The organism is Paenibacillus sp. DMB20, from assembly GCF_000987955.1.
Taxonomy (GTDB): domain Bacteria; phylum Bacillota; class Bacilli; order Paenibacillales; family Paenibacillaceae; genus Paenibacillus_AQ.
The window spans coordinates 1-16899 of the sequence record NZ_LAZU01000039.1 but is presented as its reverse complement, the minus strand read 5'-3'; the positions used below and the strand labels follow the sequence as shown (position 1 = coordinate 16899).

Below are 16899 nucleotides of genomic sequence, written 5' to 3'. Positions count from 1 at the left end.
CTCTGGGATTCTCGCTTTCATACGGAAAATACACCGTATCCCTACGGTATCGGATAAAAAGTTTAAGGCACGGGAAAAATCGAGGTCTAGGCTAACCGCCAGTCCATTTAGTCGGATAAAGAGCCGCCATCCCCATTGATTTCGCCTTCATCCTCATCGGGGGCACGATCTGCGTAAGACTGAATAATGCTCCATAATTCATCTTTACCCAGACCGCTTTCCGACGAAAACATGACCATGGAATGCTGCGGCTGAAAACCCAGGGTTTCCTTGACCATTTTGATGTGTTTTTGCCAGCGGCTCCGGGGGATTTTGTCCGCTTTCGTAGCCACTACGCAGACAGGCCGGTTATAATACTGCAGCCAGTCGTACATATTGACGTCGTCTTTCGACGGCGGATGCCGCAAATCAACGACCAGCAGGACCAGCTTTAGGGCATCCCGTTCAAGCAAGTATTTTTCGATCATGGTTCCCCAGGCTGCCCGCTGGGTTTTGGATACCTTTGCATAACCATATCCGGGGAAATCCACGAAATAAAGCCCGTCATTGATACGGTAATAGTTCAAATGCTGCGTTTTGCCCGGCGTCGAGCTTGTCCTCGCCAGGTTTTTTCGGGAAATCATGCGGTTGATCAGCGACGATTTGCCCACATTGGAACGCCCTGCCAGAGCAATCTCCGGCAAGGCGTCATCAGGATATTGAGCGGGACCTACGGCACTGATCACAAATTCAGCTTTGGTTACTTTCATGGTTGCAATTCCTCTCTAGTGCAATCCCGCCGGCTCCACAAGAGCATGCTGGAGCACCTGATCCATATGGGATACCGGTATAAATTCAACATCGTTCTTTACGCTGTCGGGGATGTCGCGCAAATCCCGTTCGTTGTCTTTCGGGAGCAGAATTTTTTTGTAGCCTGCCCGGTGAGCGGCCAGGGACTTCTCTTTCAGGCCGCCGATCGGCAGCACCCGTCCCCGAAGCGTAATTTCGCCGGTCATCGCGACGTCGCGGGCAACATGCCGTTTGGTCAGGGCGGATATAAGGGCTGTGGCCATCGTAATGCCGGCGGAAGGCCCGTCTTTCGGGATCGCCCCCTCCGGTATGTGAATGTGGACGTCAAGCTTCTCATGGAAGTCCGGTTCAATCCCAAACTCCGCCGCTTTGGATCGCGTATAACTAAACGCAGCCTGAGCGGACTCCTTCATGACATCGCCAAGTTTGCCCGTGAGCGTCAGTTTGCCTTTTCCCGGTACAACGGTGACCTCGATGGTAAGCGTATCTCCGCCGACCTCGGTCCACGCCAAGCCGGTGACGCTTCCCACCTGATCCTCCAGCTCGGCCATGCCGTAACGGAACTTCGGCGCGCCCAAATATTCCTTAATATCGTCTTCGCCGATCGCGATGACTTCGGATGCGTCGGTAACGATTTTCTTCGCCGTTTTCCGGCAAAGGGCGGCAATCTGCTGCTCCAGATTACGAACCCCGGATTCCCGGGTATATTCCCGGATCACTTTCAAAAGAGCCTTCTCATCCAGCTGAAGCTGTTCAGACTCAAGGCCGTGCTCTCGCTTCTGCTTCGGCAGCAGATAGCGCGAAGCGATCTGAAGCTTCTCAAGCTCGGTATAGCCCGGGATATTCAGAACTTCCATCCGGTCGAGCAACGGACGCGGAATGTTATGCAGCACATTGGCCGTCGTTACGAACATGACTTTGGACAGATCAAACGGAATTTCGATAAAGTGATCGCTAAAGGTGTTGTTTTGTTCCGGATCGAGCACTTCCAGCAGCGCCGATGCCGGGTCACCCCGGAAGTCCGCTGCCATTTTGTCGATTTCGTCCAGAAGGAACACCGGGTTTTTGGATCCGGCGGTTTTCATCCCCTGGATGATCCGGCCCGGCATTGCGCCGACATAGGTCCGGCGGTGGCCGCGGATTTCGGCCTCGTCGCGAACGCCGCCCAAAGATATACGGACAAACTTGCGTTCCAGCGAACGGGCAATGGAACGGGCAAGGGAGGTTTTACCGACACCGGGAGGACCGACAAGACACAGGATCGGCCCTTTCAGCTTCTTGACGAGCTTCTGAACGGCCAGATATTCAAGCACCCGCTCCTTCGGCTTCTCAAGGCCGTAGTGATCCTCATCCAGAATCTGCTCCGCCTTCTTGATATCCAGATCATCCTCGGTCAGCGTATTCCATGGCAGCGCAAGCAGCCAGTCGACGTAGTTCCGGATGACACCGCCTTCGGCGGAACTGGACGGCATTTTTTCAAGACGGTCGATTTCTTTCTCGATTTTCTCCTGCACGCGTTCCGGAAGCTCCAGTTCCTTCAGCTGGCTTCGCAGCTCTTCCACTTCGCCCGCGCGGCCTTCCTTCTCTCCAAGCTCTTTCTGGATCGCCTTCATCTGCTCGCGAAGATAGTATTCCTTCTGGGTTTTCTCCATCTGCTTCTTGACGCGCTGATTGATTTTGCGTTCCAATTCAAGCACTTCACGCTCATTGTTCAGGATGTCCAGCAGCTTCTCCAGACGCTTGCGCACGTCGATCGTTTCGAGAATTTCCTGCTTATCCTTTATTTTAAGCGACAGATGGCTGGTAATAACGTCCGCAAGACGGCCCGGCTCTTCGATATCGGAAACCGCGGCCAGAGTTTCGGGCGTCACTTTTTTGGACAAATTGATGTAATTCTCAAATTGCCCCAGCACCGTCCTCATCAGGGCGGCCACTTCGGAATCGTTATTCTCCTCCTCGGGAAGCTCACAAGCAAGGACTTCGTAATAGTCCTCGTTATCGGTATATTGAATAATCTCCGCCCGTTCCATACCTTCCACTAACACGCGTATGGTACCGTTCGGAAGCTTGAGCATTTGTCTTACATTCGCTACCGTACCGATCCGAAAAATATCCTCTTGCGTCGGCTCTTCAATGTTCACTTCCGATTGAGAACAAAGGAGAATCAAATTGTCTTCAACCATAGCTTTTTCTAATGCCTTAACCGATTTCTCCCGCCCCACGTCCAGATGCAGCACCATGCTTGGGTAGACGAGAAGTCCTCTTAAAGGCAGCAAAGGAAAACGACGACCTTTGTTTTTATTGGGTCCCATCGCTTTCACACCTCCAATGGCTCTCAATGTTGACACTATTCCTATTTTATCAAATGTTCGTATAAAAAACCAACAAAGCGGTTGTTAACAGCTGCCCGCATCGGTCATTCCCCCCGCGTGGGGAGGGTTAGCCTGGAGCAGCGAGCCGGAAGCGGCCGGAAATGTCTCGCTGGCCGGCATTTGAACAATATCCGGAGTTACGGCTCCGCCGAACACCTGAGCGAATACTTCCTTCACGGATTCAACGGGAATAACCCGCAGTCCGTTTAAATCCTGGAACAAGGTCTGCCAGTTATCCTTCGGAATGATCACCGTGGTTGCACCTGCTTGGAAAGCCGCCTCCACCTTGGCAATCACGCCGCCGATCGGCTTCACTTTGCCGTGAATGCTGATTTCCCCGGTCATGGCGATTTTGTTGTCCACCTCAAGCCCCCGAATGGCAGACACGATCGCCGTAGCCATCGCGATACCCGCGGAAGGCCCATCGATCGGCGTTCCGCCGGGGAAATTGATATGCAGATCGTAATCCTTCGGACAAAAGCCCATGGATCCCAGAACGGTGAGCACATTTTCGACGGAACCTTTGGCCATGCTTTTACGCCGCAGCTTGCGCGCTCCTCCGCCAAGCTCCTCCTCGTCCACTACGCCCGTGATGTTGTAAGTGCCCCTGCCTTTGTCGGCAGCAACGGCGGACACCTCGATTTCCAGCAGCGCCCCCATATTCGGGCCGTAAACCGCCAAACCGTTGACAAGACCGACCTGGGGACGTTCCGGCACCTTCCGGTCCGGCCGCGGCTGCAGCTGGCTGCTGCTCGCCACCCATTCCACATCGGCTGCACGAAGCGTCTCCCTCTTTTCAGTAAGAGCCAGCCCCGCTGCCAGCTGAATCATATTCACGGCTTCACGGCCGTTCGTGCAATACCGTTTGACGACCTCCACCGATTCGGGGCAAGGCTTTAAGCCGATCTTCTGGATAGCGTCCTCCGCGATCCGTCCGATTTCCTCCGGCAGAAGCGGACGGAAGAAAATCTCCATGCAGCGCGAACGCAAGGCAGGCGCGATTTCTTCCGGCGAACGCGTCGTTGCTCCGACCAGCCGAAAGTCAGCCGGAAGGCCATTTTGAAAGATATCGTGAATGTACGCCGGGGTATTGGCGTCTTCGGAATTATAATACGCGCTTTCGAGCAGCACTTTCCTGTCTTCGAGCACCTTTAACAGCTTATTCATTTGAATCGGATGCAATTCACCGATTTCATCCACGAACAAAATTCCTCCGTGGGCTTTGGTTACGGCACCGGGCTTTGGCTGCGGTATGCCTGCCACGCCCATGGCCCCGGCTCCCTGGTAAATCGGGTCGTGTACGGAACCGATCAGCGGATCGGCAATGCCACGTTCGTCAAAGCGTGCGGTGGTCGCATCGATTTCCGTAAACTTGGCGTCATATTTAAAAGGCGATTGCGGATTTTTTTTGGCTTCTTCGAGGACGACGCGTGCCGCCGCCGTTTTTCCGACTCCGGGCGGGCCGTAAACGATGACGTGCTGCGGATTGCTGCTGCAAAGCGCGGCTTTCAGGGCACGGAGCCCGTCCTTCTGGCCGACGATGTCATCCATCGTCTGAGGCCGGGTTTTCTCCGCCAGCGGTTTCGTCAGCGTGATGGAACGGAGCTTCCGAAGCTTGTCGAGCTCTTTGCGCGACTCCCGGTCAACGGCCGTTTTGCTCGTCTTTTGCCCCCGAAGCAGATTCCAAAAATAAACGCCGATGATTACGGCAAAGAACAGCTGTACCAGCATAATGATCACATTGAGATTCACAAGTCATTCCTCCCGTTTCTCCGTAATTTCATTCTGAAACACGTTAATACATGATAGTATTGCCTGTTTCAGTTGAAGGTAAAAGTATTCTTTCAAATGAATTACAGAGAAACCAAGGGCCGGGAACGGCGAAATGGTCCCCGCCAGGTTGTTTCTGCGGTAACTGCGCATGCAAAAAAGCCGTGCCGGAAACATCCGGCTGACGGCTTTCTTGCGAACGTATGGAAATATCCGGCGTTTATACGCCAGTTTTATGCTTGCGGCCCGGAATTTCACCGGTTTCTTCATACACCTTGACGATATGGTCGATCTCCTTCTTCAGCTCTTCGACCATCGTTTCCTCCGGCACTTTGCGGATCATTTCCCCATAGCGGAACAAGAGCCCTTCTCCGCGCGCGCCGGCGATGCCGATATCGGCTTCCCTGGCTTCGCCCGGGCCGTTAACGGCACAGCCGAGCACGGAAACTTTAATCGGGACTTTGAGATTTGAAATGTATTCTTCTACTTCGTTGGCGATGGAAAACAAATCGATATCCAGACGGCCGCAGGTCGGACAGGACACGAGTGTCGGCGCGTCCGAAATCAGACCGAACGTTTTCAAAAGCTCCCGTCCCACCTTGATTTCTTCCACAGGGTCCGCACTGAGGGAGATCCTCATCGTATTCCCGATTCCCATGGACAGAAGCGCGCCGAGTCCGGCTGCGCTCTTAACCGTTCCGGAGAACAGCGTGCCCGCCTCGGTAATGCCCAGGTGCAGCGGATACGGAATGACCTCCGCGGCTTTGGTGTAGGCGGCGATAGCCATCGGTACGTCCGAGGCCTTCAGCGAAACGATAATATCGCGGAAATCCAGCTCTTCCAAAATGCCGATATGATACAAGGCGCTTTCGACCATGGCCTCCGGCGTCGGGTAGCCGTATTTTTCGAGCAGGTGGTTTTCCAGGGAACCGGCATTGACGCCGATCCGGATCGGAATGCCTTTTGCCTTACACGCCTTGACAACCTCCTCGACCTTCGCCCGCTTGCCGATGTTGCCGGGGTTGATCCGGACCTTGTCGATTCCGTTCTCGATCGCGGCAAGGGCCAGCTTGTAGTTGAAATGGATATCCGCCACGAGCGGGATATGAATCCTTTTTTTTATTTCCTTGATGGCTGCAGCAGCCTCGTCATTGTTAACCGTGACCCTCACAAGCTGGCACCCGGCTTCTTCCAAACGCAGAATTTCGGCAACCGTCGCCTCCACGTCTGCGGTTTTGGTCGTGCACATGCTTTGAATGATGACTTCGTTGCTTCCGCCGATGGTGAGGTTACCCACTTTAACGGGCCGTGTGTCCTGTCTCAAAAACATGGATCAATCTCTCCCATAGAACGCCAAAGCTCCACCCCGGCAAAACGGATATGCCGCAAGCGGGAGTGGAGAGTTGACGTTGTTTTATTTAAAAGCGCCGGAATCAGGCGCTTTCTTCTTGTTTCTTGTCATTGGTTCCGTTTCCTTGAAGCTCGGGAATAACCTTATCCCGTACAACCTTCTCTGTAATGACGCAGTCCGTAATATCGTCACGGGACGGCACTTCGTACATCACCTCAAGCATGATGCCCTCAATGATGGAGCGAAGACCGCGCGCACCGGTATTGCGCTTGATGGCTTCACGGGCGATCGCTTCCAGCGCCTCTTTCTCGAATCTGAGGTTGACGTTATCCAGCTCAAGCATCTTCTGATACTGCTTGGTCAAAGCGTTCTTCGGTTCGGACAGAATCCGGACAAGCGCTTGCTCGTCAAGCGGCTCAAGGGTCGAGATGATCGGCAGACGTCCTACAAACTCCGGAATCAGGCCGAATTTAAGCAGGTCTTCCGGCAGAACCATCGTCAGGTATTCCCCAGGCTTCAGATCCTTCTGCCCCTCACCTGTGGCGTTAAAGCCGATGACCTTTTTGCCGATCCGGCGTTTAATGTACTGTTCCAGTCCGTCAAACGCGCCGCCGCAAATAAACAGGATGTTGGTCGTGTCGATCTGGATAAACTCCTGATGAGGATGCTTGCGTCCGCCTTGCGGAGGTACCGAAGCGACCGTGCCTTCGAGAATTTTCAGAAGGGCCTGCTGCACGCCCTCGCCCGATACGTCGCGGGTAATGGACGGATTTTCGGATTTACGGGCCACTTTATCGATTTCGTCGATATAAATGATGCCGCGTTCGGCTTTTTCAACGTCGTAGTCCGCAGCCTGAATCAGCTTCAGCAAGATATTCTCAACGTCTTCGCCCACATAGCCTGCTTCTGTCAGGGAAGTCGCGTCCGCGATGGCAAAAGGAACGTTTAGGATTTTGGCCATAGTCTGCGCCAGCAGCGTTTTACCGGAACCGGTAGGACCGAGCAGCAAAATGTTGCTCTTTTGCAATTCGACGTCCTCGATTTTGTTTTGCGTGTTAATGCGCTTGTAGTGATTGTATACGGCTACCGACAAGGATTTTTTTGCTTGATCCTGGCCGATGACGTATTGATCCAAAATACCGCGGATTTCCCGCGGTTTCGGAATATCCTTCAGATCGACCTCTTCCTCGTGGCCGAGTTCCTCCTCTACGATTTCCGAGCACAGATCGATGCACTCGTCACATATATAAACGCCGGGACCAGCAACCAGCTTGCGGACCTGCTCCTGGGATTTGCCGCAGAAGGAGCATTTCAGCTGCCCTTTGTCGTCGTTAAATTTAAACATGCTATAACCACCTCTTAAGATTTGATCGGTGAAGACAGGACATCGTCGATAATCCCGTATGACTTCGCTTCTTCCGCGCTCATGAAGAAGTCGCGGTCCGTATCGCGTTCGATTTTTTCAAGGGGCTGACCTGTGCGTTCCACATAGATACGGTTAAGCTTCTGTCTTGTCTTGATGATCCAATCTGCGTGGATTTGAATATCGGATGCCTGGCCTTGAATTCCTCCCAGCGGCTGGTGAATCATGACCTCGCTGTTCTCCAGCGCATACCGTTTGCCCGGTGCCCCGGCGGTCAGGAGCAGCGACCCCATGCTGGCGGCCATGCCAACGCAAATCGTGGACACATCAGGCTTGATGTACTGCATCGTATCATATATACCCATCCCGGCCGTTACGGAACCACCGGGTGAATTGATGTACATGTGGATGTCCTTCTCCGGATCTTCCGCAGCCAAAAACAACAGCTGGGCAATAACAAGATTGGCGACATCGTCATCGATCGCACTGCTGAGGAAGATGATGCGATCTTTCAGTAATCGGGAATATATATCGTAGGATCTCTCTCCCCGATTGGTTTGTTCCACAACCATAGGTACAAGACTCATGCGACCAACCTCTTTTCCTTGAAAATTATACTTTAGCGTTACAAAAGATATTCTAACATGTTCAAAGCGCCATGTCATTTTTTAACCATGTTTACATTCTATGAACTGGCCAAAAAATATATCCTGCCAACTTATCTCAGTATGTATGCAAGTAGAAACGACGCCATCGTCCTCTGGGGATGGGGCAAAATTGACGTTTCTACCAGGAAATATAAGCCAAGTATAAATGAACTACATACTTTGCTTATATCTGCGCAAAAACACCCATTTCATGTCATTTTTAGTAACCAATTGGGTGTTTTTAGGTAAAAATAAGGCACGCCATCAAAGAACGTGCCTTATCCAATCTAACGGCCGCTTATGCTGCGGCCTTATTATTATTCTTCCGTTGCTTCTTCTTTTGGAGCAGGTGCGCCTTCAACGCTGTTCTCGAGCAGGAAATCGATCGTTTTGCGAAGCAGAAGTTCTTCGCTAAGGCTGTCCAAGGAACCGTTGGAAGACAGAATGCTGCGGATTTCATCAGCGGAACGCTTGTACGTTTCAGCCATGTTGTTCAGCTCTTCATTGATCTCCTCTTCGGATACTTCGAGCTTCTCTTCCTTCGCAATCTGCTCAAGCACCAGATTGTTGCGAACGCGTTTTTCGGCATCGTCCTTCATTTGACCTTCAAGATCGGATTTGGACTGGCCGGAGAAGCTGAGGAACATGTCAAGGTTCATGCCTTGCTGACGAAGACGATTGTCGAAATCGCGCATCATGTTTTGAACTTCGGATTGTACCATGGCTTCAGGAATTTCAATCTCGGCGTTTGCTGCCGCTTTTTCGACAACTTCGTTTTCACGCACGCCTTGGGCTTCCTGTTCCTTACGGGAAAGAAGCTGTTGCTTCAAGTCTTCCTTGTACTCGTCAAGCGTATCGAATTCGCTTACGTCTTTGGCGAACTCGTCATCCAGCTCAGGAAGCTGCTTGCGCTTGATTTCGTGCACTTTCACTTTGAAGACCGCTTTTTTGCCGGCCAGCTCTTCCGCATGGTAAGTTTCCGGGAAGGTTACTTCAACGTCCTTGAAGTCGCCAGTTGCCATTCCGATGACCTGGTCTTCAAAGCCGGGAATAAAGCTGTTGCTGCCAAGCTCCAGGGAATAACGCTCGGCTTGTCCGCCTTCAAACGGAACGCCGTCAATGGAACCGTCAAAGTCGATGACCGTGATGTCGCCGGAAGCTGCCGCGCCTTCGTCAATCACGACGAGTTCGGCATGACGCTCCTGCATGCGCTCCAGCTCTTGCGCCAGTTCTTCGTCGGTTACTTCAGCTTTCACCGCCGCGACCTCAATGCCTTTGTAGTCGCCCAGTTTCACTTCAGGTTTCACCGTTACTCTCGCTTTGAATTTGAACGCTTGGCCTTTACCGAACTGCTCAATGTCGATTTCGGGACGATCTACGGGAAAGATTTCCGCTTGATCCACAGCCTCGCCGTATGCTTCAGGAAGCAGGATGTCGATCGCGTCCTGATAGAGGCTTTCCACTCCATAACGAGCTTCAAAAATCGGCCGAGGCACTTTTCCTTTACGGAAGCCCGGTACGCTTGCTTTTTTTACTACTTTATTAAAAGCCTTGTCGAGGGCAGCCGCTACGCGGTCCGCTTCAACCTCAACGTCGAGAACGCCAAGGTTCTTCTCTATTTTTTCCCAAGTTGCTTTCATTTATGCTTTCCCCTCCAAAAATTCACGTGGTCGGCGTAGATAATATAACCCGTACCGAATAACCACTATAGTATAAACAACATTAATTTCTTTTTCAAGGGCGAACCCTTGCCGCTCTGTGCGGGAAACGTTTCCCCGCCGATTCAGTCATGCGCGCCCGCGGATACGAATTGTTTAATAGAGCGGTAGGCCTGTTCATAGCGAAAACGCATCGTGTCGGTAATGCCGTAGGAGGAACGAATTTCTTCTTCTTCCCGGATTCCTTTCAGACTCTCGGAGACGGTATCATGCAGTGCGGCAGCCCAAATGTCCTGCGTAGCTTCGTCGTTATCGAGCATGGACCGATAATCGGCCGTGCCATAAACCGCCATAATGAACTGGGACCACAGCTCCTGTGCAAAATAATATAGAGTCGGCTCATGCACTTCCGTCTTCTCCGCCACGCGTTCGAGTATGCGTTGCACGGCTTCCGGAAAATCACCGGGGCTCAGCGGGATTTGGTCGACCTCCACTTCCGTTGTTTCCGAGCCCCGCGGCAGGACGACCGTCCCCGACATTCCTCTTCGCCGCAGGGTCTGCAGCACCCGGAACTGCAGGAGCGGATGAAGAGGCTTCTCTTTAAGCCAATCGGTCAGCGCCTCGTCCACCTCCGGCCGATCCAGGTACGCCAGCTGTTCCAACGCAAGCACGGTCTGCTCGGTAAGCGGACCGTTCATGACGGTATCCAGCAGTTTATCCGCATAGCCGGCATCCTGCGAAAGCTTCTCCCGGACCATTCGCCGGGTCATCTCCGCTTCGTCTTCTTCATCTTCTTCATCCAAATGCCCTTCGCCGGCTGCTCCCGATGAAGCAGATGGAAAAGCGGCCTCAAGCCACTCCAGCAGTGCCTGCCATTCCTCGTAATGCCGTTCATCCTGGCCTTGACACCGGAGCAGAAAGCGGAGAACCTCCTTGGCCTCCCCGTAACGTTCGTTTTCGAGCATGACGGTAAGCTGGATCTGATAGAAATCCAACGTCTTCGGAAACAGGATGATGTTTTTGTCGTCTTGGTCTGGGGAGTTGGAGTCCTTTATAAGGACACCTCCTTTCTTATCCGTTTTTTATATTTGTTGATTATAGCATAACCCCTTCAAAGTTAAAAAAGAGAGCCTGTCCGGATATGGCCGTCTCCAACCGCACTTTAGGGTTATCGAACAAACCGTTGGCAGCATATCTTATCTTTATAACACAATACGGGGGCGATTAATCGTTCTTCCAGAAAAAAGTCTGTTGAATTTATTTTTTTATTATGGTATGATATTTTCTGCTTGAAAAATGACATGTCCCAGTAGCTCAGCTGGATAGAGCAACGGCCTTCTAAGCCGTCGGTCAGGGGTTCGAATCCCTTCTGGGACGTATATCTCCCTTCTGGGACGTATATCAAAAAAAAAACGCCTTAGGGCGTTTTTTTTTGCGTTCCAGGGATGAGAACCCCTGAATAGGGGGGCGTCGGAGCATAAGCATCGATAGCATCCGCTTCGCAGTCCGCCGAAGGCGGTATCCCTTCTGGGACGTAAAGCAAAACCGCCTTTTAGGCGGTTTTTTGCGTACAGGGATGAGAACCCCTAAATAGGGGGCGTCGGAGCAACTGCAAGTATTTCGAATTCTGCCCACTTTGGCCTTCGATGCTATTTTCCTCGTCGGCATGCATCGTAGTGGCCGGGTCAATACGTCCCGAAAATCGTTACAGGTAATACGTCGTACTCCCATGTTTAGCTTGCCACTCTTCTTGAAGAAGCCCCATGATCACCTGATCGCGGAAGCCGTTCATTGTCCACATGGCTTTTCGCCGCATGCCCTTCTACAGTAAAGCCGACTTTTTCATAACAACGAATCGCCCGTTTGTTATCAGCAAAAGTGTCCATGTCGATACGGTTCAGGTTGTAGCGCGTGAAGAGAATTTTTACAAATTCAGATAATGCAGTTGTCCCGTACCCTTTCCCCCAGTAACGCCGGTCACCGATCAACATGCCGATCGTGGCCCTGCGCGCCACCCGGTCCATATCGCGAAAGGAAATCTGGCCAATTACCACCGGCTCATCTTGAACATCCTCTTGCGCCTCAATCACGAAAAAGCGTTGCGTATCCAAGGGCGATTGTCTCCGAAATTCGTCAATTAGATGCTCTCGTGCGGGAATCGCGTTGCCAAACCCGCCTGCCGCCCAGAACATTACTTCTTCATCCAACCGGAAACGGTAGATCTCATCTACATCGCGGAGTTCTACGGGCCTAATCTTGACCATCAAGCTCACTCCTCCCAACAATTTATCTTCTCGTGTTAGCTAAAATCATAATTTATCATACGTTATCCACGTTCAGCAAAAAATCATCAATTCCTTAACAAAAAAAGAGGACGTTTTTCCGTCTCAGGACGGAGAAACGCTGAGGGAGGATGCCGGAACCAACAAAATTTTTATCCGGCTCTCCTTCATCTATGTTGCATTCCTGAGCTTCATCACGGTCAGAGTCTGGTTTAAATTTCAGGCCTGCCATATACTACTTAAGCATGGATTCCCAAAATTTAAAGGAGGTTAAGACATGCCTTTATGGCTTACATACGCGCTGCTCTCGGCTGTGGCCGCAGCACTCGTTGCGATCTTCGGGAAGATCGGGCTTCAAAACATTGACGCTAACTCTGCTACGGCCATCCGTTCCGTCATTATGGCTCTGTTTCTGCTCGGTGTGGTGGCTGTTCAAGGTAAATTTTCGCAAATCGGCGAAATATTGGCTCAGCGAAAAGCCCTCGGCTTTATTGTGCTCAGCGGGGTGGCCGGAGCTTTATCATGGCTTTTTTTATTTTTTGGCCCTGAAGTACGGAAAGGTTTCACAGGTCGGTCCCATCGATAAGCTGAGCGTTGTCATTGCCGTCATCTTGGCTTTAGTGTTTCTCGGCGAAAAAAATATCATGGATCAACGCGGCCGGCGTCGCATTGATTGCCGTCGGAGCTCTTTTGGTGGCTGTAAAATAGGCCTTGCGGCGGCGGTAGGATTCGTTCTGCGCTGCCTGCAATGATGATAGGACAATTTCAATTCCACTTAGCGAGATCGTATAGTATAACCATCAAACATATGCATTTCAATATTTTCAATAAAGATCGCGGTTGCTTTTTCGGAAGGATTGGTTATAATATGAAAAAAATCAATACAGCAAGTTCGATGATCGGGAGAGTAATGAACGGACGTCTATGTCCAAGCGAGCCGGGAGAGTGGGAGCCGGTACAGACGCGTTCACGAAACGGACCCGGGAGATGGACTTCCGAAGCGCAACTAGGGAGCCCCGGTTTACGCCGTTAAAGTATACGAAAGTGGTCGACCCAAACAAGGTTGGCAACGAGAGTGGTACCGCGAGAACTATAGTCCTCGTCTCTTATGGAGACGGGGACTTTTTGTTTACCCGAAAGTCTGCATTAAGATGCCCGTGTAACACTTTATATTGCAAACATTCGCTCTTGTCCCGGTCCGCATGCTCTGACTTGCTGCAATACTTCGTTTTTTCATTTTAAAGGAGGATAACATTCATGTTAAAACCGCTCATAAGCTCAGCCGTAGAACAAGCTGTGCAGCAGGTCTTGACGTTGTCGGACGCCATCCTGCCGGATGATGTCCTAATTCAAATCGAGCAGCCTGCCAATATGGATCATGGCGACTATTCCACAAACATCGCCATGCAGCTGGCAAAAATCCTGCGAAAGGCGCCCCTGGCCATTGCAGGCCTGATTAAAGACCAGCTTCAGCTTAATTCGAAATTTACCAATCTTATACCGTGGATCGAGGTCGTCCCTCCCGGCTTTATCAACTTCAAGCTGGATTGGGCCTCCTGGGCGGCCATGGAATTGGAACCAGCTCCCGCGCCGGTTGAAAAAGTGGTGGTTGAACATACCTCCATTAACCCGAACAAATCCGCCCATATCGGCCATCTGAGAAACTCGTGCATCGGCGACACGCTCGTTCGCTTGCTTAGAAAAAACGGATACCGCGTCGAGGTCCATAATTATATTGACGATCTGGGGAACCAGCTGGCGGATACCGTCGTCGGCATGCTCCATTTTCCGCTATCCAAAGAGCATCACAGGTTCGGCGATTACTGCTGGGATATTTATTCATCCATTAACAAGGCCTACGAACACGATTCGGAGCTTGCGAAGAAAAGAACCGAGGTTCTTCATGCCCTGGAGGAGGGGAATCAGAACCTTTCCTGGGTCGGTCTCCTGGTCGCGGAGCGGATCGTAAGGGAGCACTTGGAAGAAATGAAGCAATTCGGCATTGAGTATGACCTGCTTGTGTGGGAGAGCAGCATCGTGAAGGAAGGCTTCTGGGCGTCCGCTTTCGAGCTCCTGAAGGGAACGTCATTGTTTCATCTGGAAACGGAAGGGAAGCTGGCTGGCTGCTGGGTACTCAAGCAAAGCGATAATGCCCCTTCCCTTTCCGCAAACCAAGCAGACGGCGCTCATCCCGACCACAGCGCCGATAAGGTTCTCGTTCGCTCCAGCGGGATATTAACCTATACCGCCAAGGATATCGCTTATCATCTTTGGAAATACGGACTCCTTCAAAATGATTTCGAATATAAAAGATTTTCGGACGGCGTATGGACCACCGGTTCCCACGGCGAGCGCATGCCGTTCGGTAATGGCGACATGGTCGTGAACGTCATCGATTACAGGCAGCAGTATCCGCAGGCTATGGTCAAACAAGCCCTTGAGGTCCTAGGATTTGATAATGAAGCGCAAAAGCTCCGCCATGTCAGCTACGGCGTCGTTTCCTTAAGTCCTTCGGCCGCCGCCGAACTTGGCATCGACACCACTGACGGAAAAGCATCCTATGCCATGTCCGGGCGTCAAGGGATCGGGATTAAAATTACGGAGCTGATTGACCGTGTAGAGCAGGTGATCGAGCAGTCCCGTTCGGACAAAAACGGTTTGTCCAGCCGGGAGATCGCTGCCGCTTCCATCCGTTATTACCTGCTGCGTTTTGCCCTGCAAACGGAAGTGGTGTTTGATCTGAAGCAGGCGACCGAAATCTCCGGAAATACCGGAGTCTATCTACTCTACTCTTATGCCCGCTCGCTCAGCGTGCTGAATAAGGCACAGGAAGCGGGAGTATTTCCGGCCGTTCCTCACCGGATCGATCATCCGGAACAGGCGGAGCATGCGCTTCTGAGACATATCAGCGCGTGGCCGGATGTCCTGGACGCGGCGGCGCAAGAGCTTTCTCCAAGCATGCTTTGCAATTACGCCTATGAGTTGGCATCGCTGTTCAACAATTTTTATGGAGCTTGCCCGATCCTTAAGGCTGAGGGCGATTCCAGGAAAAAACGCGTTTGGCTTACCTCCCTCTTTAAGGATACGCTCGGCGAGGTACTGGAAGTATTGGGCCTGCCGACACCGTCCAGAATGTAATAAACCTCAACATAACGCCTATCGGCGTATCAGTAAGCAAATCTGTCCTATTCAGCCGGAAGATTTTCATGGGGATTTCGGTAACGGATTTCCTATTAAATCGGGTTATCCTTATTGAATAAGCCCCTGCTTCTTCTTTAATAAAGAGATGCAGGGGCTTATTCATCTAATGGATTACTGCAAACCGCGGACGGTCAGTTTAACGATAAACCCATCCTTTGTTTCGGTCTCTTCCGAAATCGTCCAGTTGACGGCAAGCGCTTGTTTCAGCCGGGCCAGCTCCGCCGCATTCAGCGTCACTCCTTCAATGAAACCTTCCCCGACAGTGAAATCGGTCTCCGAGCTTAAGCCGAACGTTTCCTCCAGCCATATTTTCAGACCGTTCCGGGTGTTGAATGTGATTCGGTAGCCTTCGAGCACGGCTTTCTCCAGGTCTTCCCCATGGTCGCTTGCATAGCTGAACAGCTCCTCATACTCAAAATGCCCGTTTTGCGCTTTTGCAAAGGCTTCAACTTTCCCCGAACGGATGGCATGCTGAAGCTCCTCGGATGATAATCCGCACTTCTGTGCATGTTCCAAAAGAATCGCGGTGTGCTGCGAAATTTTATTTTCTGACACGATGAAATCTCTCCCCTTCTATGTATGACAACAATTTACCAATATTCAGACATGAGGTCCGTAGCCCAAGAAGGCTGTGAAACGTCTTCTCTCGGCAAAAACTCCTTCATGACGGGCTTAATGTCCAGAACCGGCGTGCCGTCAATCGCGTCCAGACCTTGCACCGTCAAGGTACGCCCATCATGGCCCAGCAGCCGAACGGTAGTCAAGCCGATTTTGTTCGGGCGGTTTTTGCCTCTCTGCGCAAAGATCCCGACCTTTGGATAAGCCGTTTGGTTTCTGGGGTGCCGCGCTTCCGTTTGGATCTTATGTTCCTCCACCTGATCAAAATAAAAAACGATATCCAGGTGCGAAAATTGGTCGATCCCCTCCAGCGACTGCTCGCTCAAATTTGGGGCCAGCTCAATGGTCGAGATCACCTCTCCCCAATGGTCGTCTTTAACGACTTTACGGGAACTCCTGACGCAGGCTACTGGCTTTACGGTGATTTCCATGATCAGCATCCCTCCTGACGTTTAGCCGCTCATTACAGTATAAATCTTTTTCAAGCTGATGGGGAAGGGGTTCTCATCCCCTGGAACGAAAAAAAAACGCCCTTAAGGCATTTTTTTGACATACGTCCCAGAAGGGATACCGCCTTCGGCGGACTGCGTAGCGTATGCTATCGATGCTTATGCTCCGACGCCCCCCCTATTCAGGGGTTCTCATCCCCTGGAACGAAAAAAAAACGCCCTAAGGCGTTTTTTTGACATACGTCCCAGAAGGGATTCGAACCCCTGACCGACGGCTTAGAAGGCCGTTGCTCTATCCAGCTGAGCTACTGGGACATGAGTATGTATTTGAAACAGTGACAAGGAATATTATATCGCATCTTCACCGATTTTCAAAGAACAATTTTTTTCAATTACAAG

12 protein-coding genes, 2 tRNA genes, 1 pseudogene and 1 other annotated feature are annotated in these 16899 nt (G+C 51.6%); of the genes and pseudogenes, 3 read left to right on the top strand and 12 right to left on the bottom strand.

Annotation, left to right across the window (positions count from 1 at the left end):
* Positions 1-107 precede the first annotated feature (107 nt).
* The 8 genes from yihA to XI25_RS23195 all read right to left on the bottom strand — a co-directional run bounded on the left by yihA (position 108) and on the right by XI25_RS23195 (position 10915).
* A complete protein-coding gene (gene yihA / locus XI25_RS23235) occupies positions 108-749 on the bottom strand; it encodes a ribosome biogenesis GTP-binding protein YihA/YsxC (protein ID WP_046680477.1) in 642 nt (213 codons plus the stop codon).
* Positions 750-764: 15 nt separating this feature from the next.
* Positions 765-3101 (bottom strand): endopeptidase La, encoded by a 2337-nt coding sequence (gene lon / locus XI25_RS23230; protein WP_046680476.1) that lies wholly within the window; start codon positions 3099-3101, stop codon positions 765-767.
* A gap of 84 nt (positions 3102-3185) precedes the next feature.
* Positions 3186-4913 (bottom strand): ATP-dependent protease LonB, encoded by a 1728-nt coding sequence (gene lonB, locus XI25_RS23225; protein WP_046680475.1) that lies wholly within the window; start codon positions 4911-4913, stop codon positions 3186-3188.
* 238 nt (positions 4914-5151) lie between these two features.
* The gene (gene ispG / locus XI25_RS23215) at positions 5152-6261 is read right to left on the bottom strand and encodes a flavodoxin-dependent (E)-4-hydroxy-3-methylbut-2-enyl-diphosphate synthase (RefSeq protein ID WP_046680473.1); all 1110 of its coding nucleotides are present in this window, start codon (positions 6259-6261) and stop codon (positions 5152-5154) included.
* A 103-nt stretch (positions 6262-6364) separates the two neighbouring features.
* Positions 6365-7627, bottom strand: coding sequence for an ATP-dependent protease ATP-binding subunit ClpX (clpX, locus tag XI25_RS23210; protein WP_046680472.1), 1263 nt, complete (start codon positions 7625-7627; stop codon positions 6365-6367).
* Positions 7628-7641: 14 nt separating this feature from the next.
* On the bottom strand, positions 7642-8232 hold the full coding sequence (gene clpP, locus XI25_RS23205) for an ATP-dependent Clp endopeptidase proteolytic subunit ClpP (protein ID WP_046680471.1): 591 nt from the start codon (positions 8230-8232) through the stop codon (positions 7642-7644).
* A gap of 377 nt (positions 8233-8609) precedes the next feature.
* Positions 8610-9932 carry a trigger factor gene (gene tig, locus XI25_RS23200; RefSeq protein WP_046680470.1) on the bottom strand — a complete coding sequence of 441 codons (1323 nt, stop codon included), beginning with the start codon at positions 9930-9932 and terminating at the stop codon, positions 8610-8612.
* 143 nt (positions 9933-10075) lie between these two features.
* Complete coding sequence (locus XI25_RS23195) at positions 10076-10915, bottom strand: hypothetical protein (RefSeq protein ID WP_046680519.1); 840 nt, start codon at positions 10913-10915, stop codon at positions 10076-10078.
* A 338-nt stretch (positions 10916-11253) separates the two neighbouring features.
* Here XI25_RS23195 and XI25_RS23190 point away from each other — a divergent pair.
* Positions 11254-11327 (top strand) — tRNA-Arg (locus XI25_RS23190).
* 356 nt (positions 11328-11683) lie between these two features.
* Here XI25_RS23190 and XI25_RS23185 read toward each other — a convergent pair.
* Complete coding sequence (locus XI25_RS23185) at positions 11684-12214, bottom strand: GNAT family N-acetyltransferase (protein ID WP_046680469.1); 531 nt, start codon at positions 12212-12214, stop codon at positions 11684-11686.
* Between the two features lie 295 nt (positions 12215-12509).
* Between XI25_RS23185 and XI25_RS23180 the strand changes: the two are divergent.
* Positions 12510-12940 (top strand): annotated as a pseudogene (locus tag XI25_RS23180) (EamA family transporter).
* 178 nt (positions 12941-13118) lie between these two features.
* Positions 13119-13342, top strand: a binding site (T-box leader).
* 147 nt (positions 13343-13489) lie between these two features.
* Positions 13490-15370, top strand: coding sequence for an arginine--tRNA ligase (locus tag XI25_RS23175; protein WP_046680468.1), 1881 nt, complete (start codon positions 13490-13492; stop codon positions 15368-15370).
* A 174-nt stretch (positions 15371-15544) separates the two neighbouring features.
* Here the strand turns inward: XI25_RS23175 and XI25_RS23170 are convergent, their stop codons facing one another.
* The 3 genes from XI25_RS23170 to XI25_RS23160 form a co-directional block, all read right to left on the bottom strand.
* Positions 15545-15988 (bottom strand): hypothetical protein, encoded by a 444-nt coding sequence (locus XI25_RS23170; protein WP_052759722.1) that lies wholly within the window; start codon positions 15986-15988, stop codon positions 15545-15547.
* Between the two features lie 35 nt (positions 15989-16023).
* The gene (locus tag XI25_RS23165; protein WP_046680518.1) at positions 16024-16482 is read right to left on the bottom strand and encodes an SAM-dependent methyltransferase; all 459 of its coding nucleotides are present in this window, start codon (positions 16480-16482) and stop codon (positions 16024-16026) included.
* Positions 16483-16741: 259 nt separating this feature from the next.
* A tRNA-Arg gene (locus XI25_RS23160) sits at positions 16742-16815 on the bottom strand.
* Positions 16816-16899 lie beyond the last annotated feature (84 nt).